The organism is Variovorax sp. P5_A3 (assembly GCF_056400665.1).
This window is the reverse complement of sequence record NZ_JBFUKW010000007.1, coordinates 36,446-57,869: the sequence shown is the minus strand read 5'-3', so window position 1 is coordinate 57,869 and position 21,424 is coordinate 36,446. Positions and strand designations below refer to the sequence as shown.

23 protein-coding genes and 1 pseudogene are annotated in these 21,424 nt (G+C 65.8%); 14 read left to right on the top strand and 10 right to left on the bottom strand.

Annotated elements, in window-relative coordinates; genetic code table 11:
* Nucleotides 1-14 precede the first annotated feature (14 nt).
* Complete coding sequence (locus AC1D3B_RS12660; RefSeq protein WP_478191019.1) at nucleotides 15-770, bottom strand: universal stress protein; 756 nt, start codon at nucleotides 768-770, stop codon at nucleotides 15-17.
* 234 nt (nucleotides 771-1,004) lie between these two features.
* On the opposite strand from AC1D3B_RS12660, the gene AC1D3B_RS12655 reads away from it, so the two are divergent.
* The 10 genes from AC1D3B_RS12655 (at nucleotide 1,005) to AC1D3B_RS12610 (ending at nucleotide 10,894) form a co-directional block, all read left to right on the top strand.
* Complete coding sequence (locus tag AC1D3B_RS12655) at nucleotides 1,005-1,664, top strand: BON domain-containing protein (RefSeq protein WP_478191183.1); 660 nt, start codon at nucleotides 1,005-1,007, stop codon at nucleotides 1,662-1,664.
* 2 nt (nucleotides 1,665-1,666) lie between these two features.
* Entirely contained in the window at nucleotides 1,667-1,849 is a 183-nt protein-coding gene (locus AC1D3B_RS12650) for an SDR family NAD(P)-dependent oxidoreductase (protein WP_478191018.1), read from the top strand.
* A 59-nt stretch (nucleotides 1,850-1,908) separates the two neighbouring features.
* Nucleotides 1,909-2,040 carry a hypothetical protein gene (locus AC1D3B_RS12645; RefSeq protein WP_478191191.1) on the top strand — a complete coding sequence of 44 codons (132 nt, stop codon included), beginning with the start codon at nucleotides 1,909-1,911 and terminating at the stop codon, nucleotides 2,038-2,040.
* A gap of 35 nt (nucleotides 2,041-2,075) precedes the next feature.
* Nucleotides 2,076-3,059: a zinc-dependent alcohol dehydrogenase family protein gene (locus tag AC1D3B_RS12640; protein ID WP_478191182.1), complete on the top strand. Its 984-nt coding sequence runs from the start codon at nucleotides 2,076-2,078 to the stop codon at nucleotides 3,057-3,059.
* Nucleotides 3,060-3,156: 97 nt separating this feature from the next.
* Nucleotides 3,157-3,531, top strand: coding sequence for a TraR/DksA family transcriptional regulator (locus AC1D3B_RS12635; RefSeq protein ID WP_478191017.1), 375 nt, complete (start codon nucleotides 3,157-3,159; stop codon nucleotides 3,529-3,531).
* Nucleotides 3,532-3,581: 50 nt separating this feature from the next.
* Complete coding sequence (locus AC1D3B_RS12630) at nucleotides 3,582-4,412, top strand: universal stress protein (protein WP_478191016.1); 831 nt, start codon at nucleotides 3,582-3,584, stop codon at nucleotides 4,410-4,412.
* Between the two features lie 12 nt (nucleotides 4,413-4,424).
* Nucleotides 4,425-5,351 carry a histone deacetylase family protein gene (locus tag AC1D3B_RS12625; RefSeq protein WP_478191015.1) on the top strand — a complete coding sequence of 309 codons (927 nt, stop codon included), beginning with the start codon at nucleotides 4,425-4,427 and terminating at the stop codon, nucleotides 5,349-5,351.
* A gap of 4 nt (nucleotides 5,352-5,355) precedes the next feature.
* On the top strand, nucleotides 5,356-8,067 hold the full coding sequence (locus AC1D3B_RS12620; protein ID WP_478191014.1) for a bifunctional acetate--CoA ligase family protein/GNAT family N-acetyltransferase: 2,712 nt from the start codon (nucleotides 5,356-5,358) through the stop codon (nucleotides 8,065-8,067).
* Nucleotides 8,068-8,123: 56 nt separating this feature from the next.
* Nucleotides 8,124-8,849 (top strand): winged helix-turn-helix domain-containing protein, encoded by a 726-nt coding sequence (locus AC1D3B_RS12615; protein WP_478191013.1) that lies wholly within the window; start codon nucleotides 8,124-8,126, stop codon nucleotides 8,847-8,849.
* The gene (locus AC1D3B_RS12610) at nucleotides 8,849-10,894 is read left to right on the top strand and encodes a PAS domain S-box protein (protein WP_478191012.1); all 2,046 of its coding nucleotides are present in this window, start codon (nucleotides 8,849-8,851) and stop codon (nucleotides 10,892-10,894) included. The genes AC1D3B_RS12615 and AC1D3B_RS12610 overlap by 1 nt, the downstream gene beginning before the upstream one ends.
* Here AC1D3B_RS12610 and AC1D3B_RS12605 read toward each other — a convergent pair.
* The gene (locus AC1D3B_RS12605; RefSeq protein ID WP_478191011.1) at nucleotides 10,888-11,556 is read right to left on the bottom strand and encodes a Crp/Fnr family transcriptional regulator; all 669 of its coding nucleotides are present in this window, start codon (nucleotides 11,554-11,556) and stop codon (nucleotides 10,888-10,890) included. The genes AC1D3B_RS12610 and AC1D3B_RS12605 overlap by 7 nt on opposite strands.
* A gap of 195 nt (nucleotides 11,557-11,751) precedes the next feature.
* On the opposite strand from AC1D3B_RS12605, the gene AC1D3B_RS12600 reads away from it, so the two are divergent.
* A complete protein-coding gene (locus AC1D3B_RS12600) occupies nucleotides 11,752-12,528 on the top strand; it encodes a Rossmann-fold NAD(P)-binding domain-containing protein (RefSeq protein WP_478191010.1) in 777 nt (258 codons plus the stop codon).
* A gap of 134 nt (nucleotides 12,529-12,662) precedes the next feature.
* Nucleotides 12,663-13,106 (top strand): universal stress protein, encoded by a 444-nt coding sequence (locus AC1D3B_RS12595; RefSeq protein WP_478191009.1) that lies wholly within the window; start codon nucleotides 12,663-12,665, stop codon nucleotides 13,104-13,106.
* Between the two features lie 63 nt (nucleotides 13,107-13,169).
* Here the strand turns inward: AC1D3B_RS12595 and AC1D3B_RS12590 are convergent, their stop codons facing one another.
* Nucleotides 13,170-14,573, bottom strand: a complete 1,404-nt coding sequence (locus AC1D3B_RS12590) for a phenylacetate--CoA ligase family protein (protein ID WP_478191008.1) — start codon at nucleotides 14,571-14,573, stop codon at nucleotides 13,170-13,172.
* Nucleotides 14,574-14,756: 183 nt separating this feature from the next.
* Here AC1D3B_RS12590 and AC1D3B_RS12585 point away from each other — a divergent pair.
* Nucleotides 14,757-14,987, top strand: a pseudogene (locus AC1D3B_RS12585) (acetyl CoA synthetase); the annotation flags it as partial.
* A gap of 9 nt (nucleotides 14,988-14,996) precedes the next feature.
* On the opposite strand, the gene AC1D3B_RS12580 reads toward AC1D3B_RS12585, so the two are convergent.
* Nucleotides 14,997-15,713, bottom strand: a complete 717-nt coding sequence (locus tag AC1D3B_RS12580; RefSeq protein ID WP_478191007.1) for a sulfite exporter TauE/SafE family protein — start codon at nucleotides 15,711-15,713, stop codon at nucleotides 14,997-14,999.
* A gap of 2 nt (nucleotides 15,714-15,715) precedes the next feature.
* On the bottom strand, nucleotides 15,716-17,098 hold the full coding sequence (gene hemN, locus AC1D3B_RS12575) for an oxygen-independent coproporphyrinogen III oxidase (RefSeq protein WP_478191181.1): 1,383 nt from the start codon (nucleotides 17,096-17,098) through the stop codon (nucleotides 15,716-15,718).
* 154 nt (nucleotides 17,099-17,252) lie between these two features.
* On the opposite strand from hemN, the gene fnr reads away from it, so the two are divergent.
* The gene (fnr, locus tag AC1D3B_RS12570) at nucleotides 17,253-17,969 is read left to right on the top strand and encodes a fumarate/nitrate reduction transcriptional regulator Fnr (protein WP_478191006.1); all 717 of its coding nucleotides are present in this window, start codon (nucleotides 17,253-17,255) and stop codon (nucleotides 17,967-17,969) included.
* 13 nt (nucleotides 17,970-17,982) lie between these two features.
* Here the strand turns inward: fnr and AC1D3B_RS12565 are convergent, their stop codons facing one another.
* The 5 genes from AC1D3B_RS12565 to ccoO are packed head-to-tail and all read right to left on the bottom strand — an operon-like array spanning nucleotide 17,983 to nucleotide 21,422.
* Complete coding sequence (locus AC1D3B_RS12565) at nucleotides 17,983-18,258, bottom strand: FixH family protein (RefSeq protein WP_478191005.1); 276 nt, start codon at nucleotides 18,256-18,258, stop codon at nucleotides 17,983-17,985.
* Between the two features lie 18 nt (nucleotides 18,259-18,276).
* Nucleotides 18,277-19,716, bottom strand: coding sequence for a cytochrome c oxidase accessory protein CcoG (gene ccoG, locus AC1D3B_RS12560; RefSeq protein ID WP_478191004.1), 1,440 nt, complete (start codon nucleotides 19,714-19,716; stop codon nucleotides 18,277-18,279).
* Nucleotides 19,717-19,726: 10 nt separating this feature from the next.
* Nucleotides 19,727-20,641, bottom strand: a complete 915-nt coding sequence (gene ccoP, locus AC1D3B_RS12555; protein ID WP_478191003.1) for a cytochrome-c oxidase, cbb3-type subunit III — start codon at nucleotides 20,639-20,641, stop codon at nucleotides 19,727-19,729.
* Entirely contained in the window at nucleotides 20,638-20,784 is a 147-nt protein-coding gene (locus AC1D3B_RS12550; protein WP_478191002.1) for a cbb3-type cytochrome oxidase subunit 3, read from the bottom strand. Before AC1D3B_RS12550 ends, ccoP begins: the two co-directional genes overlap by 4 nt.
* Nucleotides 20,785-20,795: 11 nt before the next feature.
* On the bottom strand, nucleotides 20,796-21,422 hold the full coding sequence (gene ccoO, locus AC1D3B_RS12545; RefSeq protein WP_478191001.1) for a cytochrome-c oxidase, cbb3-type subunit II: 627 nt from the start codon (nucleotides 21,420-21,422) through the stop codon (nucleotides 20,796-20,798).
* Between the last annotated feature and the right edge of the window lie 2 nt (nucleotides 21,423-21,424).

Here is a 21,424-nt window from a genome sequence, read left to right as displayed (position 1 = left end):
AGGGCGCGACGGAATCAGTGTGCCATCAGGACGGGCACGCTCATCCGTTGGAGAATCTCCCGGGTGACGCCGCCGAGTACGAATTCGCGCAGGCGTGCATGCCCATAACCGCCCATCACGATGAGGTCGGCGTCGATCTGCGTCGCACAGCGCAGCAGAAGGTTCGCGATATCCGTGGTGGCCGCGAGCCGCTGCGCATTCGCCTGGACGCCGTGGCGTTGCAGCCAGGCGAGTGTCTGCGGAACCAGATAGGAAGATGCCTCCGCGGTCTCGTCGGCCATGCCGACCGACACGAGGGCAACTTTCGCCGCACGTGTGAGCAGCGGCAGCGAATCGCGCAATGCGATCGCCGCTTCGCGCGTGCCGTCCCATGCAACCAGAACGTTGCTTCCGAATTGGTGAGAGAGTCGCTTCCGAGGCACGATGAGAACAGGCCGACCGGCGTGCATCACGACCTGCTCCGGCAGGCTGCCGGAAGTCATGGCGTCCTTTCCCTCCGCGCTCGTCTGCCCGACCACGATGAGATCGCTGGTGCGACCCTGTCGAATCACGGCGTCCACCGCGGGGTCGTCGACCAGGCGAATGTCATGGGACAGCGGACCCGGGCCACGGATCTGGTCCCTGAACACATGCGCGACGGCCTCCGCGCGCGTGCGCAAGTAGTCGGCCGACGCTGCCATGAATTCGGCGTTGTCCGCCGCAATGGCGTCCGCCGGGATGCTGCCGCGGCGGTGGGGCCAGACTTCGATCCCAGCAAGGATCAGGTGCATGAACCCTACGAAAAGAGATCTGGACGGCGCGCTGCATGCGGGACTGCGCGATCTGACAGAGGGCATCGCGGGTACCCGGTCTTGCAGCGTGCGCCCAGGCCTGCCCCCGCTTAGCGACGCTCCGGGCAGCTATGTCCTGGTCCGCTAGCGGTGCTTTCGCCGCGCTTGATCCAGCGCAAGCCCCGTGGCCACCGCACTGCCTACAGTGAGAAACCGACCTGTGAAAGGAACATGATGAAATCGGATGCCATGCTGAGAAGCGACATCGTCGCCGAGCTGAATTTCGATCCCGCCATCACCGTGAACGCCACCGACATCGGCGTGATCGTCAAGGATGGCGTGGTCACGCTGAGCGGGCACCCCGCGAGTCACGCGGAGAAACACGCCATCGAGCGTGCGGTCCAGCGCGTCAAGGGCGTCAAGGCACTGGCCATCGAAATGTCCGTCAAGCTCCCGGCCGGCAGCGAGCGCGCCGACGCGGACATCGCCAAAGCGGCGGAGAACACGCTCGAATGGAACGTGCTTGTGCCCGACAACAGCATCCATCCGATGGTGGAAAGCGGCTGGATCACGCTGAACGGGCGGGTGGAATGGGAGTACCAGCGCAGGGCGGCCGAAGTTGCCGTGCGCAATCTGCTCGGCGTGAAGGGCGTGACCAACCTGGTCGAGGTGAAAAGCCGTTTCACACCAGCCGACGTCGAGAGGAAGATCAGCGAAGCCTTGCACCGGCAAGCCGATCGCGAGGCCAGGCACATCGAGGTCATCGTCAATGGGGCACAGGTCACGCTGCGAGGTGTCGTCAAGTCCTGGGCGGAACGCCGGGCTGCGCAAGGGGCTGCATGGTCCGCACCGGGCGTCGCCCTGGTGGTGAACAACCTGCTCATCGAGGCGTGAGCATGCGAGTCGCATTCGTGACCGGCGGCACGTCGGGCATTGGCGCGGCTGCGGCGCAAGCCTTGCTCGCTGCCGGCTATCGCGTGGCGGTGAATCACGGATCGAACATCGAAACCGCACAGCGATTCGCCGCACGCATCACTGGCGTCACCCTGTCGATCAACGGCGGCAAATACATGGCCTGAGCCTGGCCGCAACGGTGACTTTCGACCCCGTTCCAACGTTTCTTTTTCCGGAGCCCACCATGCGCAAGATGAAAGCCGCCGTCGTTCATGAATTCGGACAACCCTTGCAGATCGAGGAAGTGCCCGTTCCCGAGGTAGCGCGCGGACAGGTGCTGGTCCAGGTGGTTGCCGCGTCGAGGGCCGCGTGGTGATGCGAATGACGGACGAGGCCTAGTCAGTGCAGGCCATGGTGCTTTACGCGGCCGGCCAGGCGCTGCGCCTCGAGCAACGCCCGGTCCCGGAGCCTGCCGCCGGCGAAGTGCGCCTGCGTGTGCTGGCGTGCGCGGTCTGCCGCACCGACCTGCACGTGGTCGACGGCGACCTGCCGCTGCCCGCATTGCCCATCGTCCCGGGCCACGAGATCGTCGGCGAGGTCGAAGCGCTCGGCGCCGGTGTCCAGTCGCTTGCCGTGGGCGATCGCGTCGGGGTGCCCTGGCTCGGCCACAGCTGCGGACACTGCGCCTTCTGCAACGCCGGTCGCGAGAACCTGTGCGACACGCCGCGCTTCACGGGTTATCACCGCGACGGCGGCTTTGCGAGCCACGTCGTGGCCGAAGCCGACTTCTGCTTGCCGCTGGGCGGCCTGGCGCAGGAACCCGAGCGCATCGCCCCCCTGCTCTGCGCCGGCCTGATCGGCTGGCGCAGCCTGAAGGCCGCCGGCGATGACGTGCAGCGGCTGGGCATCTACGGTTTTGGCGCGGCCGCGCACCTGATCACCCAGGTCGCGGTGGCCCAGGGCAGGCAGGTCTACGCCTTCACGCGCGCCGGCGATGCGGCGGGACAGGCTTTCGCGCGCAGCCTCGGCGCCACGTGGGCCGGAGGTGCGGACGAAGTGCCGCAGGTTCTCGATGCCGCCATCATCTTCGCGCCCGCGGGCGAGTTGGTGCCGCTGGCCTTGCGCGCTGTGCGCAAGGGGGGCCGCGTGGTCTGCGGCGGCATCCACATGACGGACATTCCGGCATTCGCTTACCGGCTGCTGTGGGAGGAGCGCCAACTCGTCTCGGTGGCCAACTTGACGCGGCTCGACGCCCACGAGTTTCTGGACGTGGTGCGGGCGCATCCTCCGCAGGTCCACATCACGCGCTATCCGCTGGAGCAAGCCAACGAAGCCATCGCGGATGTGCGGGCCGGTCGTCTCCAGGGGGCGGCCGTTCTGCTCCCCTCGCATTGACGATTGCGCCAGCCGGATCGCAGCGACTTGATGCGCGTCAAACCTCAGCAGGCGAAATGGGGCGACGATTGTTCAGCACCATCCAAACGAAGACCCCATGGAAACTCTCACCACTTCAGATCGCAAAGCCCTTGCCCTGCAACTCGACATCCTGAAGCGCAGCGTGCTGGACGAGCTTCGCAGCGCCGGGGCCTATGTCGAACGCAGCACGCGCGCGAGCGATCATGAGGTCCACAGCCATGCCGACGAGGCCGAAACAGAGCGCTTGGACGACGTGCAATTCGCCGAGATCGAGGTCGACCGTCACCGCCTGCATGAGATCGAACAGGCCCAGGAACGCATGGCCTGCGGCCGCTACGGCCTGTGCATCGACTGCGGCGAGGAAATTCCGCGAGACCGCATGCTGGTGCAGCCGACTGCCATCCGATGCGCCGCTTGCCAGACCTCGGCCGAAAGCCCGCACCGCCGCTGACACCTGCCTGATTCTTTCGCACAGCTTTCACCATCGGCAGGAGCAGGATCATGTCGACCTCGACCCAATCCGTTCTCGTCCACCTGGACGGCTCCGCGCGCACCGAGACCCGCCTGGACCTCGCACTTCGTTACGCCGCGACGTGCAACGCACGGGTGAGCGCGCTGTTCGCGGTCGTGCCGCGCTACCTGCCGCTCTTGCCCCTGGCGGGCGGGGTTCCGTCGATGCCGATGGGGGGGCAGGTCGATCTCGACCACCGGATGCATGCCATGGGCGTGTTCCAACGGGCACGCGCCGCGAGCGCGCAGCCTTGCCAGTGGCTGGAGTTGAATGGCGAGCCGGTGATCGAGACCTTCTCGCGCAGAGCGCTCACCGCCGACCTGCTGTTCCTTGGGCAGCGCGATCCCGGCGATCCGGAAGGCTTCGATGTACCAGCCGACTTCGTGGCGTCGGTGATCATCGACAGCGGGCGGCCCGCGTTCGTCGTGCCGTACACCGGAGCGGCAAGCGTCGCGCCGAGGACGGTGCTGGTGGCTTGGAAGGCGACACGCGAGTGCGCAAGGGCGATCACGGCCGCTCTTCCCTTCCTGAAAGGTGCCAGCGAGGTGCATCTGGTGGCCGGGGACGACGACGAGACGCAGGCCGCCCCTGCGGACGTGCGGGACTATCTCGGGCTGCACGGTATCTCCCGCGTGCACGAGCACGCCGGGCTCACAAGTCGTCATGCGGGCGACGATCTGCTTTCGTGCGCCGCGGAGTGCGGTGCCGAGATGATCGTGATGGGCTGCTACGGTCACAGTCGCGCCCGCGAACTGGTGCTCGGCGGTGCGACCCGGACGGTGCTGGACTCCATGACGATGCCAGTTCTCATGGCCCACTGAGGGACCGGCTCCTTGCTGACAGCCTACATCTCCCATCCGGATTGCGCCCTGCACGAAATGGGGGCGCAACACCCGGAATCGCCCGACCGGCTCTCGGCCATCCACGATCATCTGCTGATCAAGGGACTCCTCGACTACATGGTCCCGCACGACGCGCCGGCCGCGACACTCGAGCAGCTCAGCCGCGCCCATTCGCTGCGCTACGTTCGCGACCTCATCGCCGCATCGCCCGTGGAAGGCCACCGACAGGTCGATCCCGATACCTCCATGAATCCTTGCACGATCTCTGCGGCGCTGCGGGCGGCTGGTGCGGCGGTGCTGGCCACGGACCTGGTGCTCAGCGGCCAGGTGCCCAACGCGTTCTGCTGCGTGCGCCCTCCCGGCCACCACGCCGGACGCGAGGCCGCCATGGGGTTCTGCTTCTTCAACAACGTCGCGGTCGGGGTGCGGCACGCGCTCGACGTGCACGGACTGCAGCGCGTCGCGCTGATCGACTTCGACGTGCACCACGGCAACGGCAGCGAGGACATCCTGCGCGGCGATGAGCGGGTGCTCATGTGCTCGACCTTCGAACGCGGGTTGTACCCGTTCTGTGGCGAGGAGGATGCCGCTGTGGGTATGGTCAACATCGGACTGCCCGCACGCTCGGGCAGCGAGGCGTTTCGCGATGCCGTCACGCACCGATGGCTGCCCGCGCTCGAGGCCTTCGCGCCGCAGTTGATCTTTGTCTCGGCCGGCTTCGACGGCCATCGGGAGGATGACATGGGCAACCTCGGCCTGGTCGAAGCTGACTACGAGTGGGTCACGCGGCAGATCATGGCGGTGGCGCGCCGCCACTGCCAGGGGCGGGTCATCTCCTGCCTCGAGGGCGGCTATGCGCTGAGTGCCCTCGCGCGCAGCGCGGCAGCGCACGTCCGGGTCCTGATGGGTGCAGACTGAGGGTATGGAAAAGCACTACCTCGCCCCGCTCTTCTCCCCCGCATCGGTCGTCGTCTTCGCAGGCGCACGGGCGGAAGCGCCCGATCCGGCCGATCCTGCCCCCGGTCCGGCCACCCTGGCCCAGGTGCTGCACGAGTCACTGCGCGCCCAGCGCTTCACCGGCACGCTCCAGTTCCTCGACATCGGGACCAGCGGCACACTGGGCGACCTGGCCCAGACTCGCGCGGACCTGGCCATCATCGCCCTGCCGCCACAGGAAGTTGCCGCAGCGCTGGAAGTCGCGGCGCGCATCGGCTGCCGGACCGCACTGGTGATTTCGAGCGGCATGGACGCGGCGCAGGCTTCGGCCCTCAGGAAGATCGCGCAGCACGAAGGCATCCACCTGCTGGGGCCCAATTCGCTGGGTTTCCAGCGCCCGCACCTGCAGCTCAACGCGAGTGCGGCCGGCCCCCTCGCCCGGACCGGTTCGCTGGCGCTTGTGTCGCAGTCGGGCGCGCTCACCGCGTCCATGCTGGACTGGGCCCACAAGAACATGGTCGGCTTCTCCTGCGTCGTCTCCGTCGGACGGCACGGCTGCCTCGACATCGCGGAAGTCCTGGACTTCCTGGCAAACGACGGGCAGACCCAGAGCATCATCGTGTATCTCGAAGGCATCCACGCCGCGCGACCGTTCATGAGCGCGCTGCGTTCGGCGGCCAATGCAAAGCCCGTGGTGGTGCTGAAGGCGGGTCGCAAACCCGGCGGCAACGAGGCGGCGCAGACCCACAGCGGCACCATCGTCGGCAGCGACGATGTGTTCGACGCCGCGCTGCGCCGGGCGGGCGCCGTGCGGGTGCGCTCGTTCGTGGAGCTGTTCTCCGCAGCCAAATGCCTGGCATCGCGCTATCGGCCGGTGGGCCGCCGCCTCGCCATCGTCACGAATGGGGGCGGCCCCGGTGTCTTGGCGGCAGACTGGGTGAACGAGCTCTCCCTTCAACTCGCCCGGCTCTCGCCCGATTCGATCGCGGTTCTGGCGCCCCTGCTGCCGGCGACGGCGTCCCTGTCCGATCTCATCGACCTGTCCGAAGAGGCCACGCCGGCGCATTACGAGGCGGCCATAGCGTCGGCAGGCAGGGACACGCAGGTGGATGGCGTGCTGGCCATCTTTTCGCCAAAGGCCGGCGCCGACGCGTCGGCCACGGCCCGCGCACTCCTGAATGTCCACGCCTCGATCAGCAAGCCGCTGCTGTCGTGCTGGATGGGCGATGCCTCGGTAGGGGAAGGTCGCGCGATCATCAACGAAGCCGGCATCCCGAGCTTCCGCACGCCCGAAGCTGCCGTCGGCGCCTTCGGCAACATCGCGGCTTTCTATCAAAACCAGCAACTGCTGCAACAGATTCCGCCGCCGCTGTCGACCATGGCCAAGCCCGACATCGAAGGCGCCCGCCTGGTGATCGAAAGCGTGCTCGCGGAGCGCCGCAAGGTGCTGACCGAGATGGAGTCCAAGACGCTGCTGTCGGCCTTTCATATCCCCATCACGAGGACGCTGCTGGCGCGCAGTGCGCATGAGGCCATGATGATCGCGACGCAGCTCGGCTTCCCGGTGGCGCTGAAGATCGATTCGCCGGATGTCAGCCACAAGTCGGACGTCGATGGCGTGGCGCTCAACATCATGAACGGAGCGAGCGCGCGCGACACCTACCGCGACATGGTGGAGCGCGTCGCGCGACTGATGCCCGACGCCCGCATCAACGGCGTGACTGTGCAGAAGATGGCACGTGCGCAACGCGGCCGCGAGGTCCACGTCGGACTCGTGACGGACCGGCCGTTCGGCCCGGTCATCGTGTTCGGCGCCGGCGGAACGATGATCGAACTCATCGACGACCGCGCGATGGAACTGCCGCCGCTCAACACCTTCCTCGCGCGCCAGCTCATCGCACGCTCGCGCGTGGCCGAGACGCTCGGGGAATGGCGCGGTGCCAGTGCGGTGGACATGGCATCGCTGGAGCAACTGCTGCTGCGGGTCTCCGAGATGGTGTGCGAACTGCCCGAGCTGCGCGAGATGGACATCAATCCGATCATTGTCGACGCTTCGGGCGCGGTGGCGGTCGACGCCCGCATCCTGGTTGACAACGCACCTCATCCCCAGGGCGGCCGCGCCGGCGACTACCTCCATCTCTCCATCTTGCCCTACCCGGCGCGGCACGAGCGCGTCTGGCCGATGCCAGGTGGCGGTACGTACACCGTGCGACCCATTCATCCCGGCGACGCGCAGATGCTGCAGGACCTGGTGCAGCATCTATCCCCGCAAAGCCGCTACTTCCGCTTCATGTCCTGGTTCGAGGAATTGCCGCCGGGGATGCTCTCGCGCTTCACGCTGATCGACTACGACCGGGAAATGGCACTCGTGGCGGTGTTCTCCGAACGCACCACCGATGCGGCCGGCGAGATCCACGAAACCGAGCGCATCGTGGGCGTGTCGCGCTACATCACCAACCCCGACCAGCGCAGCTGCGAGTTCTCTCTGCTGGTCGCGGATCAATTCAGCGGCAGGGGAATCGGTTCGCGGCTGATGGAAAGCATCATCGAGGCTGCGCGCGAGAAGGGCCTCGCCGAGATGGATGGGCTGGTGCTCGCCGGCAATGCGGAGATGCTCAAGCTGATGAAGCGACTCGGCTTCTCGTTGAAGCGCTTCGATGAAGACCCGGATTTCCAGCTGGCGACCTACGCTCTCTGACCCCGCTGCCCGGCATGTCGTTGCGAGGCGGCAGACACAGGCGCTAACATGGCTTGGTGACCACCCCCACCCACCTTGCCGTCCTCGACGACGAAGCGGATATCACGCAGCTGCTTGCCACCTACCTGGCGGGCCACGGCTTTCGCGTGACCCAGGTCCATTCGGGCGTCGCGCTCATGGAACTGATGTCGCGCGACGCGCCCACACTCGTGTTGCTCGACCTGGGCCTGCCCGGCGAAGACGGCTTTGCGATCGCACGCCAGCTGCGGGAGCATTGGCGTTGCGGCCTGGTGATCGTCACCGGGCGGGGTGACGCGGTCGACAAGGTGGTCGGGCTCGAAGTCGGTGCCGACGACTACGTCACCAAGCCCTTCGATCTGCGAGAGCTCGTCGCGCGCATCAAGGCGGTATTGCGCCGCCTGGCGCCTTCGGAGTTCGCTCCGACCCGTGTGACGGCAGAGCCCACGTTGCTGCGCTTCGCCGAGTGGAAGCTCGACACTGCGGCGCGGCGACTGTTGAATCCGCACGGGCAGGAGGTCGCACTGACCACGGGGGAATTCGATCTCTTGAACACGTTGGTCACTCATCCGGGGCGAGTGTTGTCGCGCGACTTCCTGCTCGAGCACACGCGCGGCCGCGACGGCGGCCCCTTCGACCGCACGATCGATGTCCAGATCGGACGATTGCGTCGGAAGATCGAGGCCGACCCCGACAACCCGCAGATCGTCAAGTCGGTCCGCGGCGCGGGCTACATCCTGATCCCGAAGGTCGAGGCGGCGTGATGCCTGCCGAGCCTGCTGTTCCCGGCTTCGACGATGGAGATGTCTTCCGCTCGCTCTTCGTCGCCTATCCCGACGCCCTCCTCCTGGTGGATCTGCAAGGCGTGATCGGCCTTGCCAATCCCGCTGCCCAGGATCTCCTGGGCTATACGGAGGAAGAGCTGGTGGGTCTTTCAGTGGACGAGCTGGTGCCGGACGCCATCCGCCCGCGCCACGCCTCCTACCGCAATGCCTATGCCGACCATCCTCGGTCGCGCCCGATGGGAACGCAGATGGAACTGGTGGCCAAGCGCCGCGACGGCAGCGAAGTGATGGTGGAGATCGCATTGAGTCCGCTGCACGACCACGGCCTGCCCTACGTGGTGGCCGCGATCCGCGGCGTGGGCGCCTATCCGCGCGTGAAGCAGGCCTTGCAGCGCGCCCGCTACGCCGAATACCTCGCGCAGTTCGGGCGGCACGCAGTGGACGCGCGCGACTCGAGGAAGTTGCTCGAGCTCGTTCCGGCGATCGCGGCGGACGCCTTGCAGGTCGAGTTGGCAAAGATTCTGCTATTGGAGCCGAGCGGCACGGATTTCCGCATCGTCGCCGGCGTCGGGCTGCTGCCCGAGGAGTCGATCGGCGACCGGATTCCCAATGAGCCGGGATCTCCGTCCGGCCACGTGGTGGCGCACGGCGAGCCGGTGCTCATGGCCGACTACGCGCAGGAGCAGCGCTTTCGAATTCCGCCCCAGTACATCAGCGCCGGCATGGTGTGCGAGCTTTCCGTGCCGCTGGCGGATCGGGGCCGCACCATCGGGACGCTGGCGGTCCGCTCGCGCACACCCCAGCGCTTCGGCGACGATGAAGTCCGTTTCCTCGGGTCGCTGTCGAGCATGCTCGCCACCGTGCTGCAGCGCGAGAGCAGTGAAGACGCGCTCAACCATGCCCAGCGCCTCGAGAGCGTCGGCCAATTGACGGGCGGCATTGCCCACGACTTCAACAACCTGCTCACGGTGATTTCGGGCAATCTTCAGGTGCTGGAGGACACGCCGGCCTACGCGGGCGATCCCTTGGTACAGCAAGTGGTCAGTGCAGCGGCGCGCGCCACCCGGCGCGGTGCGGAATTGACAGGCAAGTTGCTCGCATTCTCCCGGCGCCAGGTGCTCCAGCCCACGATCGTCGACGTAGCCGCGCTGCTGCACTCACTGACGAACATGCTCCGGCGTACGCTGGACCAGCGCATCACGATCACCCTCGATGCGCAGGACGTGCTTTGCATGGCCGATCCGGTACAGCTCGAATCCGCCCTCCTGAACGTCGCCATCAACGCGCGTGATGCCATGCCACAGGGTGGAACGCTGTCGTTCACCTGTCGGGCGGTGCCGGCCTTGCCCGATGAACTGGCACCCCAACCGGACGAATCGGACGCGCATGGGTTCGTTGCGATCGCCATTTCCGACACAGGGGTCGGGATGCCGGAAGCCATCAAGGCGCGCGCTTTCGAACCTTTCTTCACGACGAAAGAGTCCGGCCGCGGCACGGGGCTCGGACTCTCCACGGTTTACGGCTATGCGAAGCAGTCGCACGGCGCTGTCAGTCTGGCGAGCGCATCCGGCCAGGGAACGACCGTCACGATCTTCCTGCCGCAGGTCGAAGGCGACGCTGCGTGCGACGAGGATCTCGAATCCCTGGCGAGCGAGATTCCTCCAGGGCTGCGCGTCTTGCTCGTGGAGGACGATCCAGAGGTCCGCAGCGTGGTCGGAAAGTTCCTGGGCGCCATCGCCTGCGAGGTCATCGCCTGCGCCGACGGCGAGGAGGCATTGGGCGTATTGGCAACCGATTCGGGCATCGACCTCTTGCTCACGGACATCTTGCTCGGCGCGGGCCTTCGCGGCACCGAGTTGGTGGATGCGGCGCGTGCGCTGCTGCCGCGGCTCCCCGTGCTGTTGATGTCCGGCTACTCCGGGGAATTGCTCGACGAGCCCCTGGGTCGGGAGCTGCTGCGCAAACCCTTCACGCGGGAGGAACTGGAGCGGGCCATCGCGAAGGTGCTCAAAGTCGCTCAGTGAAGCGCGCTGGCCATCGGCGTGACCGTCCGCTGGATGAAGGCCGTGAGCGCATCCACCTGCGGGATGTGAATGTCACGTCGGCCTTTTTCCGTGAAGCGGATCACGTCGCCTCGCGCCAGACGGGACAATGCCCGGCTGACGCTCTCCAGCGTCATGCCCAGGTAGTTGCCGATCTCGGCACGCGTCATGCGCAGCGTGAACTGGTCGGTGCGCAGACCGCGCTGCGACAGCGCGTCGGCCCAGTAGCGCAGGAAGCCCGCGACCCGCGCATCGGCAGGCAGCGTGCACAGGGACAACATCGACTCGTGATCGCGCGTCAGTTCGCGACTCATCGCTTCGTGAAGCGCGGTCAGCAGCGCTGGCGTACGCACCGCGGCCTGGATCAGTGCGTCGTAGCGGATCGACCAGACCTCGCCGGTATCCATGGCCACTGCATCGCAAGCGTACTGCGAGGTCGCGATGCCGTCGAGACCGAGCCAATCGCCCTTGAAGTAGAGGCCGACCACCTGCTCGCGGCCTTCCCCCGACAGATTGACCATCTTGAAGTAGCCGGAATTCACGATGTGCAGCGACCCGAAGGCCTGCCCCACCTGATACACCGACTCGCCCGCGTGGACGATACGCCGCTGAAGCGGCACGCTGTCCTGAAGAAGCTGCAGCATGTCGGAAATCCGTCCGACAGCTGAACCCGGGCACTTCGGTAGGCTGGTCACTGCAGTCATCGCTCGCTCCTTGCATTTCGATGGACTGAGCTTAGGAACCGAGTGCAAATGAAGCGCCAACGCAACCGGGGTCTCGGTAACAGCGGGTGAATGGTTTGTGTCCGGACTGCAACGACGAGGGCGGACAACGATTTGTTGACGCCCGTCAAGCTCGGCGCCAGCCAAAGCCATACCGTTGCAGTTGTGAACGCCGCCATCCCTTCCTCCCCGCTCTGGTCGTCGGACGAGCCACTGGGCGCCGGAAAAGCTGCCGCCATCTTCGCTACGGCCCGTCGCCTCCGCACGGATGCGCATGGGGCAGGAGCCCGCAAGGCGCTTCGCGGCAAGAACCTGGCCTTGCTTCTCACCACGCCGTCAGGGCGGGAGATGTCGCCTCTCCATCGTGCGGCCCAGGACCTTGGCGCGCGCGTCGCGGAAGTCCGGTTCGAGACGGATGTCTCCAAGCAGCCCGACATCGGATCCCTGGCACGCCTTCTGGGACGCATGTACGACGCGATCGACTGCGACACCCTTCCACCGTCCACGATCCAGAGGATCGAAATGGAGGCCTGCGTTCCGGTCTACGCAGGTCTCGGCCGGGACGACCACCCTGCCAAGGCACTCGCGGACCTGTTGACGCTGTGCGAACTCCGGTCCCCTCCTGACTCGCGGACGAACCTGCTTTTCATCGGCGATCCGCTGACGCCGCGCAGCAGCATGTTCCTGTCGGCTGCGCGGGAACTGGGCTTTTCGCTGCAGTTCAGCGAAACGAGTCCGCCGGCGTCCAACGAGCTGGGCTGCGTTGTCGACGCCACCCATTCACCCGAATGGGCGCTGTTTGCGAAGGGTCGCCGCATCGAGGAGGCGCCCCGAACGGAAAACCACCGCTGCGTCATCCAGACCGTGCTCCTTGACACGATCGCTCGGGCATGAACCGGCGCGAACGGGCTCGCACCAGATCGCCAAAACTGCTCCCGGTCCGAAACGGAGCGCGCGCTTGATATTCATCAACAACCAAAGCCCTTCAAAGGCTAGCCTGTGAAGATCACTCTCGAGGAACAAAGATCATGTTCAAACGAATCCTGGTAGCCACCGATGGCTCCGAGCTTGCGGACAAGGCAGTCGCCAAGGCCATCGATCTGGCGGCGGAGCAAGAGGCCGAGCTCACAGCCTTCACGGTGGTGCGAATCCAGCCCAAGAGTTACATGGACGGCTCCACCGTCGTCGAATCCGAGGAGATCGACCGAATGGCGGGCGATCGTGCGGAGCACGCCAGGAAAATGCTCGCGGCCATCGAGATTCGCGCCACAGCGTGCGGCGTACGGATCAATACGGCAATGGTCAAGTCCAACCGGGTGGCCGATTCCATCGTCGAGGCCGCCCGGAAGAACGGCAGCGACCTCATCGTGATGGCCTCGCACGGACGGATCGGGCTGACACGTGCCGTCCTGGGCAGCGAAACCGCCCATGTGCTTGCGAACTCGGACGTGCCGGTGCTCGTGCTGCGATAGTCGCGATTACAAGCGCATTCCCGGCCCCGCCGGCAAGGTCGGATGAGCCGTCCGCGCTGTTTGTCAGGGCGCCGCCAAGACGCGCAATACCTTTCCGCTGCGGCCGGCGCGACCGGGCTCGCCGCTGCGGCAATGGACATGCACGCCCACGGCGCCCTGGGATGCCAGGAATTCGTCGAGGACGCGATGCGCTCGCTGCAGCGCCAGTTCGGCTTCCGCGCCGCACAGGCCGGTGCGCAGAAGCAGGTCGCAGGGGCCTTCCCGCACCAGCTGAAAATCGAACAGGCCGGCATTCTCTTCGAGCATCGTGGTCAGTGCCAGGGGCAGCACGCTCACCGAACCCGGGCCGGAACCGCCCAGATGCAGGGTGTCTTCGCTGCGGCCCTGGACTTCGATCACTGGAAGGCAAGAGCCGCAGTTGCACCGCCCAGGCTGCACGGTGACCCGATCGCCCAGGTCGTACCGGATCAGGGGTTGCACGTGATTCGCGAGGTTGGTGAGCAGCGTCGTGACGCCTGTCTCCCCGACGGCCGCCGCCCGTCCCTGAGCATCCACGGGCTCGAGGATCACCCAGTCGCTGTTGAGATGAAGACGGCCCCGATCGCACTCGGACGCCAGCGACAGGAACTCAGAGGCCCCGTAGCTGTTGGCCACCCGGCAGCCGAACGCCCGCTGCACGAACTCACGCTTGGCCAGCGAGAGATCCTCACCCCCCGTCCAGATTTCGCCCGGAGACGCTCGAAGTCGCCCGCTCATGCGTTCCTCGGCCAGCAGGACAGCGGCAGTCGGATAGGTGGCGATGACGGTGGGGGCATAGTCGTTCAACTCCGCCACGATGTCCCCGACCGGCTGCAGGAAGGAGACGCTTCGAAGATGGCTCGACAATGCGGGGTTGATCCGTCGCAGGCGTTCGATCGAAACGGTGCTCGCAAAGTGCCCTCCAAGGGCCCCGACGAAGGCGATCCGATCTGTCAGGCCCCAAGGATCCAGCAGCCTCTGCAGCGGCCTGAGCGCCGGTCGGCGCAGGGCCTCCAGCGCGTCATAGACGGCCATCGCCGAGGCGTCTTGCACGAAGAAAGCAGGCTCGCCCGTGCTTCCGGAGCTTTCCCACACCACGTAGCGTCCGAGAAAAGGTTGCGCAATCCGTCGAACATCCGAGACGAAGTGACGCAACTCGTCGAGCCGCACGCGGGGGTCGGTGACCCATTCGTCAAAGTCGCGCATCAGCTCCGCCTTGCCCATCACCGGCAGATCCTCCAGGCGCACATGCTGGAGGTCGCGCCCCTTGAGCAGGCGGCGATACATCGGTGAGCCTCGCCTCGACGAAGCGAGCAACTCGCCCAGTCGTCGGGCCTGCCGGGCCGCGAGCGCGTCGGAAGATCCGTGTGACACAAGGGCGACGTCGACCGCCATCGTCGCTGAAAGCCAGGGGTCGGGCGTGCGCGCGGGCAAGCGATCGGAATCCATGGTGCGAGCCCTACTTGGATTCACTGACTGTGCCGGTACCACCGAGGAACTGGATGCGCATCAGGTCTCCTTCGTGTGCGCAAGCTTGGCACTCGGCGCACGCATTGAATTGACGACGGTCAAGGGATCGAAGCTTTGCCGCGGGCAGGATGTCTTTTTCTCTGGAGGCTCAATTGACCATCCGCCATCTCGACCGCACTGCCGGGCGAGTTGGCCTTCGTGTCCCAATCCGGCGCGCTGGTGACTGCAGTGCTGGACTGGGCCAGGCGCCGCGCGATCGGCCTTTCCCACCTCGTGTCGCTCGGCGACCATTGCGACGTCGATTTCGGCGACCTGCTCGACTATCTCGCGAACGACGCCCGGACACGATCCATCCTGCTCTACATCGAATCGCTCGAGTCCCCACGAAAGTTCAGGGTGAACTCAGCGGCACCAGATTTCGATCTGCCGGCCCAGGTCCATCCAGATCGACTGCAGCGCCATGGCTGCGAGCAATCCCCCCGCGACGCGCGTGCCCCACGCCCTGCGACGCACGTTGAGGCCCGAGCGCAAGTGCTCCCAGAGCCAAGGCGCCAAGAGCAGCGAAATGCCGCTGCCCAGTGCAAACAATGCCATCACCATCCCCCCTTGGACGGGGTCGTTGGCAAGTCCTGCCAGCAGTAGCGCCGAATAGAGCAAACCGCAAGGCATCGAGACCCAGAGCGCTCCGGTCGCCAGCACACCGGCGGCGGACCCGGTCAACGGCTGCAGGCGAGCCGCCAGCGACCGGCCGAGACCATGCGCCCACATCGGCTGGCGTCCGAGTGCTGCCAGCATCAGGCCCCATGCCAGCACCAACGCATGCAGCAGCACCCACAAGGGTCGCAGCGCCGTGACATGCTCGCCGGCCAGCTCGAGGCTCCGCCCCGCCATCGCGGCAACGGCGCCGGCAGCTGCATACCCCGCGACGCGGCCGCCATGAAAGGCCAGCGAGGCGGCCCCGAGGCCTCGCGAACTCGCCGGCAACACGGCGACACCCCCGCCGGAAGGCGCACGGACGATTCGGATCACCCCCGCGCAAGCCGCGCCGCACATTGCGACGCAATGCGGGCCGCCCACGAGGCCCATCAGCAATGCGGTGCCTGCGAGTGCGGCCTGCACGGTCAGACGATCCGTGAGAATCGCGTGCGGTTGCGATCGGCCTGCAGGTAGCGGTCGAACACCATCGCAACGGCGCGCACGAAGAACCATCCCAGGGGCGTGACCTGGATGTCGTGGTCGCTCAACAACACCAGGCCTTGCGCGATCAAGGGCCCGAGGGCAGCGAGTTCGACCGCGAAATGCCGCCTGAAGTCGATCAGGTGCGCAAGCCCCATCGCCTCGAAATCGACGTGGCCCTGGCACATCAGCGCCATGATCACAGCTCGTCGAAGCACGTCGTCGCGCGTGAGCGCCAAGCCGCGCGCAACCGGGAGGCGCCCTTGGTCGAGGTGATCGCAGTATTCCGCCAGCGTCTTGGCATTCTGGCTGTAGGTCGCGCCCACGCGGCCGATGGCCGACACGCCCAGCGCCACCAAGTCACTGTCGGGCTGGGTGCTGTAGCCCTGAAAATTGCGATGGAGTCGCCCCTGTCGCTTCGCGATCGCCAAGCCATCCTCGGGCAACGCGAAATGGTCCATGCCGATATAGACATAGCCGGCTTCGGTCAACACGGTGATCGAGCGTGACAGCATCTCGATCTTGACCCTGGCATCGGGCAGGTCCTGTTCGGCGATGCGGCGCTGCGGCTTGAAGCGATCCGGCAGGTGCGCATACGCATAGAGCGCAATGCGATCAGGCCGGAGTTCGCAAACCTGCGCCAATGTGCGATCGAAGGATGCGGCGTTCTGGCGCGGCAACCCATAGATCAGGTCGATATTGATCGAGCCGAAACTAAGCTGCCTGGCGCCGGCCACGAGGTCGAACACCTGGCTGGCGGGCTGAATGCGATGCACGGCCTTCTGTACTTGCGCGTCGAAGTCCTGTACCCCCAGGCTCAGGCGATTGAATCCGAGCCCGGCGAGGTGGCGCAGACGCGTTTCGTCCACGGTGCGCGGGTCGATCTCGATCGACTGTTCCCGTTGGGGGGCGAGCGTGAACGCACTGTCGAGCATGGCGATCAACTCGCCGAGTGCGGCGTCGTCCAGGAAGGTGGGCGAGCCGCCCCCCAGGTGCAGTTGGCTGGCGACGGCACCTCGCCCGAGTTGCGCCGCCTGCAGGTCGATCTCCTTCGCCAGGTAATCCAAGTACTCGCGCCCCCGCCCCTTGTGGCGGGTCACGATCTTGTTGCAAGCGCAGTAGTAGCAAAGCGATTCGCAAAACGGAATATGCACGTAGATCGACAAAGGCCGTCCGTGCGCGCCTGCCTCCGAGCGCTGGCGAAGCGTTTGCGCGTAGTCGTCCGCGTTGAACGCCTCCACGAAGCGGTCCGCCGTCGGGTACGAGGTGTAGCGCGGACCCGTGACGTCGAAACGGTGCAGGACAGCACCTGACGGCACCGCGTTCAACGGGGGAACGGACCGGAAAGCAGGAGAGGAAGGCATCGCAGGACAGGTGCAGACAATGAACCACTATGCCGCCGCGCCGACCTGCGTTTCTTGATCTGGGTCAAACCTTCGGCTCCTGCGCAGCCCCAGAATCGCGACGAACTCGACATACATCATGAAAACCGAAAAAGCCAAGGTCGCCTGCTCGAACTGCAACCTGCGCGAGCTCTGCATGCCCATCGGCCTGCCGCCGGGCGATCTGCAGCGCATCGACGACCTCGTGGCCACGCGCCGCAAGGTCCGCCGGCGCGAAGCCCTGTTCCGCAATGGCGAGCGCTTCACCTCGCTCTATGCGATTCGCACCGGCTTCTTCAAGACGCGCGTGGCGAGCGAGGACGGACGCGACCAGGTCACCGGCTTCCAGATGGCCGGCGAGATCATCGGCCTCGACGGCATCGTCAACAACCAGCACACCTGCGACGCGGTCGCGCTCGAGGACGCGGAGGTCTGCGTGATGCCTTTCGACCGCATCGAGGAACTGTCGCGCGAAGTGACGGCGTTGCAGCGCCATGTCCACCAGATCATGAGCCGCGAGATCGTGCGCGATCACGGCGTGATGCTGCTGCTCGGCAGCATGCGGGCGGAGGAGCGCCTCGCCGCCTTCCTGCTGAATCTCGTCACGCGCCTGCATGCGCGCGGCTTCTCGCAGTCCGAGCTGGTGCTGCGGATGACGCGCGAGGAGATCGGCAGCTATCTCGGCCTGAAGCTCGAGACGGTGAGCCGGACGCTGTCGAAGTTCGCGGAAGACGGCATCGTCGATGTCCAGCAGCGCAACCTGCGGATCCTGGATGCCGAGGCGCTGCGTCGCATCGTCAATCCGCCGAGCTGCTGATCGCGACGCCTTCTCAGCGCTTCGATGCGGGGACATCCGCGTCGGGCGTTGCCGCATGGTTGCGCCCAGCAAGCGCCGGCATCAGCTTCTTGTCGGCGAGCGCCCTGTTGATCTCGATGCCCTGGCGGTAGTAGTCCGAGGCCACCACAGGATCGGGCACCCTCAGGGCGATCCAGAGAGTGGCGAAGCTGGCGACGACAACGACGACGGGCCCCGCGATCACCATCCACAGCAGCGGGAATCGCCACCAGGGCGCGTTCTCCGACGATGCGAGGGCGTTGTCGTTCATGTCCGTCTCCTTCAAGAATCAGCGTGGCACCAGAAAGGTGGCTTTTTCCGACACGCGTGCACTGCCGTCGGCAGAGCGCACATCGAAATACACCGGGTGGGATCCGGCTGTGGCACTGCCATAGGGCAGCTGCAGGCGCACCGCGATCCACCTCGACTGCGCGGAGCCGACCTCGACAGGCTCGGCGGGCGATACGGCCAGGCCTTCCAGGCCGTTCGCCTCGATCCGGTAGCGTTGCGGCCGCTCCGTGGCGTTCATGATTTGCAGGCGGTAGACGTTCTCGATGCGGCCGCCTTCGGCGATGCGTGCGAGGGTGCCACGGTCTCGCACCACGTCGACCTTCAGGGGCGTTCGCACCACCAGGCTGGCCACAAGGCCGATGCATAGGGCTACCAGGATGCCGGCATAGACCAGAACCCGGGGCCTGAACACGCGGCGCAGGACCTGCTTGCGTGTCCAGTGTCCTGCCATACCGTTCTGGGTGGCATAGCGGATCAGCCCTTTCGGCGTCGCCATGCGGTCCATCACCGTGTTGCACGCGTCCACACAGAGACCGCAGCCGATGCACTCGTACTGCAGGCCCTGCCGGATGTCGATGCCGGTCGGGCAGACCTCGACGCACAGCGAGCAGTCGATGCAGTCGCCAAAGCCCTGGGCGCGGGCGTCGCCACCCTTCGCATGCTTGCCGCGGGGCTCGCCGCGCTCGATGTCGTAGCTGACGGTGAGCGTGTCGCGGTCGAACATCGCGCTCTGGAAACGCGCATACGGACACATGTACTTGCAGACCTGTTCGCGCATGAAGCCGGCATTGCCATAGGTGGCAAAGCCATAGAAGAGGACCCAGAACAGTTCCCACGCCCCCATGCGCGTCTGCAGAAATTCCATGCCCAGGTCACGGATCGGCGTGAAGTAGCCGACGAAGGTGAACCCGGTCCACACGGCGATGCCCAGCCAGACCAGGTGCTTGAACCACTTCCTGACGAGCTTCTCGAGCGTGAAGTCCCCTTTGTCCAGGCGCATGCGCGCGATGCGATTGCCTTCGATCTTGTGCTCGACCCACATGAAGATCTCGCTGTAGACCGTCTGCGGGCAGGCATAGCCGCACCACAGCCGTCCCGCGACCGCCGTGAAGAGAAACAGGGACAGCGCCGAGATCACGAGCAGGCCGGTCAGGTAGATCAGGTCCTGCGGATAGAGCACCAGGCCGAGGATGTAGAAGCGCCGCGCGCCCAGATCGAAAAGCACCGCCTGGCGCTGTCCCCATTCGAACCAGGGCAAGCCATAGAACAGCAGCTGTGTCGCGAACACCGTGACCCAGCGCCACCGCGCGAAGACGCCGCGAATGACGCGCGGGTAGACCTTGCGATGCGCGGCATAGAGACTGTCGCCCTCTGCCTCCGCCGCGATGGGAATCACCCTGCGCGCAGGCGACGACGATGCGGGCGCGGAATCGGTCATGCGCTGGCATTCAGGGGGCGATGCCCGACTTGTTGGACAGACCCCAGACGTACGCGGTCAGCACATGAATCTGCGCCTCGGTCAGGCGCCCCTGCTGCGCCGGCATCTGGTTGGTCTTGCCGGTGTTGATGATCGAGATGATCGCGTTCTGCCCATAGCCGTGGAGCCAGATGTTGTCCGTCAGATTGGGTGCGCCCACCGCTGTGTTGCCTACCCCGCCGATGCCATGGCAGGCGGCGCAGACCGTGAACTTGCTCTTGCCTAGGCCCGCGCGCACGGAGTCGTGCGGTTCGCGCGAGAGGCTCAGCACATAGTTGGCGACGTTCTTGACGTCTTCCGGCGTGCCGACTGCCTCTGCCATTGGCGGCATCATGCCTGTGCGGCCCAGCGTGATCGTTTCCTTGATCTTGTCAGGCATGCCGCCATGCAGCCAGTCCTTGTCGGTGAGGTTCGGAAACCCCTTGCCGCCGCGCGCATCGGAGCCGTGACACTGGGCGCAGTTGTTCAGAAAGAGCCTCTCCCCGATGGCCATTGCCCCCGGATCGCCCGCCACGCGCTCGACAGGCAGGGCCGCAAAGGCGGCGTAGACCGGCTCCAGTTCGGCATTGGCCTTGGCAATGTCTTTGGTGTACTCGCCTTCGGTGCTCCACGAGAGTTCGCCTTTGTAGCTTCCAAGGCCGGGGAATGCCACCAGGTAGCCGAGCCCGAACACGATGGTGATCACGAACAGCCCCATCCACCAGCGTGGCATCGGGTTGTTCATCTCGCGAAGATCCTCGTCCCACACGTGGCCGGTGGTGTTGTCCGTTCCCGGCGGTGTCTTGACGCGTGCCGTGATCCAGAGAAGCAATCCGCAGGCCAGGATGCCGCCGACCGCCAGGAGGGTCACGTAGTGCGACCAGAAGTTGCTGGTGAAGTCGCTCATGATGCTCGGTCCTCTTCGAAAGGCAATCGGCTCGCGTCTTCGAAGTCCTTCGCGTGGCGACGCGAGAACGCCCAGACCAGAATCCCGATGAAGGTGGCGAACGAAACGAGCGTCGCCACGATCCGCAAGGTGGTGATGTCCATACAACCGGTCCTTACTTGAGCGCGAGGCCGAGCGACTGGAGATAGGCGACGAGGGCATCCATCTCGCTCTTGTCCTTCAGGTCGAGCGGCGCCGAGGCGATCTGCTCGTCGGTAAATGGCACGCCGACGCGGCGCAGTGCGCGCATGTGTCGCGCGGCCTCCTCGGGATCGACCCTGGTCTTCTCCAGCCAGACGTACGCCGGCATGTTCGACTCGGGCACGACGTCGCGCGGGTTGTTCAGGTGAATGCGATGCCACTCGTCGCTGTATTTGCCGCCCACGCGGTGCAGGTCCGGGCCGGTGCGCTTGCTTCCCCACTGGAATGGGTGGTCATAGACGAACTCCCCGGCCACCGAGTAGTGCCCGTAGCGCAGTGTTTCGGCACGGAACGGCCGGATCATCTGCGAATGGCAGTTGTAGCAACCCTCGCGCACATAGATGTCGCGGCCCAGCACCTGCAGCGACGTCGGTGGCTTCAGGCCATCGATGGGCTCGGTCGTGGACTTCTGGAAGAACAGCGGCACGATCTCCACCAGGCCGCCGACGGCGATCACCAGCAGGATCAGCACGATCATCAGGAAGTTGTTGGTCTCGATCTTCTGATGCGAGAAGCCGGTTCCGGGTGTTCTGGAGCTCATCG

Bases quoted from the DNA above. Each gene is read 5' to 3' on its own strand.
- AC1D3B_RS12645 (WP_478191191.1), top strand. From the start codon at position 1,909: ATGCGCAAGATGAAAGCCGCCGTCGTTCATGAATTCGGACAACCCTTG.
- AC1D3B_RS12650 (WP_478191018.1), top strand. From the start codon at position 1,667: ATGCGAGTCGCATTCGTGACCGGCGGCACGTCGGGCATTGGCGCGGCT.
- AC1D3B_RS12590 (WP_478191008.1), bottom strand. From the start codon at position 14,573: ATGGATTCCGATCGCTTGCCCGCGCGCACGCCCGACCCCTGGCTTTCA.
- AC1D3B_RS12550 (WP_478191002.1), bottom strand. From the start codon at position 20,784: ATGGACATCACCACCTTGCGGATCGTGGCGACGCTCGTTTCGTTCGCC.
- AC1D3B_RS12660 (WP_478191019.1), bottom strand. From the start codon at position 770: ATGCACCTGATCCTTGCTGGGATCGAAGTCTGGCCCCACCGCCGCGGC.
- AC1D3B_RS12620 (WP_478191014.1), top strand. From the start codon at position 5,356: ATGGAAAAGCACTACCTCGCCCCGCTCTTCTCCCCCGCATCGGTCGTC.
- AC1D3B_RS12610 (WP_478191012.1), top strand. From the start codon at position 8,849: ATGCCTGCCGAGCCTGCTGTTCCCGGCTTCGACGATGGAGATGTCTTC.
- AC1D3B_RS12565 (WP_478191005.1), bottom strand. From the start codon at position 18,258: ATGAACGACAACGCCCTCGCATCGTCGGAGAACGCGCCCTGGTGGCGA.
- AC1D3B_RS12640 (WP_478191182.1), top strand. From the start codon at position 2,076: ATGGTGCTTTACGCGGCCGGCCAGGCGCTGCGCCTCGAGCAACGCCCG.
- AC1D3B_RS12655 (WP_478191183.1), top strand. From the start codon at position 1,005: ATGAAATCGGATGCCATGCTGAGAAGCGACATCGTCGCCGAGCTGAAT.
- ccoP (WP_478191003.1), bottom strand. From the start codon at position 20,641: ATGAGCGACTTCACCAGCAACTTCTGGTCGCACTACGTGACCCTCCTG.
- AC1D3B_RS12605 (WP_478191011.1), bottom strand. From the start codon at position 11,556: ATGCTGCAGCTTCTTCAGGACAGCGTGCCGCTTCAGCGGCGTATCGTC.
- AC1D3B_RS12595 (WP_478191009.1), top strand. From the start codon at position 12,663: ATGTTCAAACGAATCCTGGTAGCCACCGATGGCTCCGAGCTTGCGGAC.
- ccoG (WP_478191004.1), bottom strand. From the start codon at position 19,716: ATGACCGATTCCGCGCCCGCATCGTCGTCGCCTGCGCGCAGGGTGATT.
- AC1D3B_RS12635 (WP_478191017.1), top strand. From the start codon at position 3,157: ATGGAAACTCTCACCACTTCAGATCGCAAAGCCCTTGCCCTGCAACTC.
- fnr (WP_478191006.1), top strand. From the start codon at position 17,253: ATGAAAACCGAAAAAGCCAAGGTCGCCTGCTCGAACTGCAACCTGCGC.
- AC1D3B_RS12630 (WP_478191016.1), top strand. From the start codon at position 3,582: ATGTCGACCTCGACCCAATCCGTTCTCGTCCACCTGGACGGCTCCGCG.
- ccoO (WP_478191001.1), bottom strand. From the start codon at position 21,422: ATGAGCTCCAGAACACCCGGAACCGGCTTCTCGCATCAGAAGATCGAG.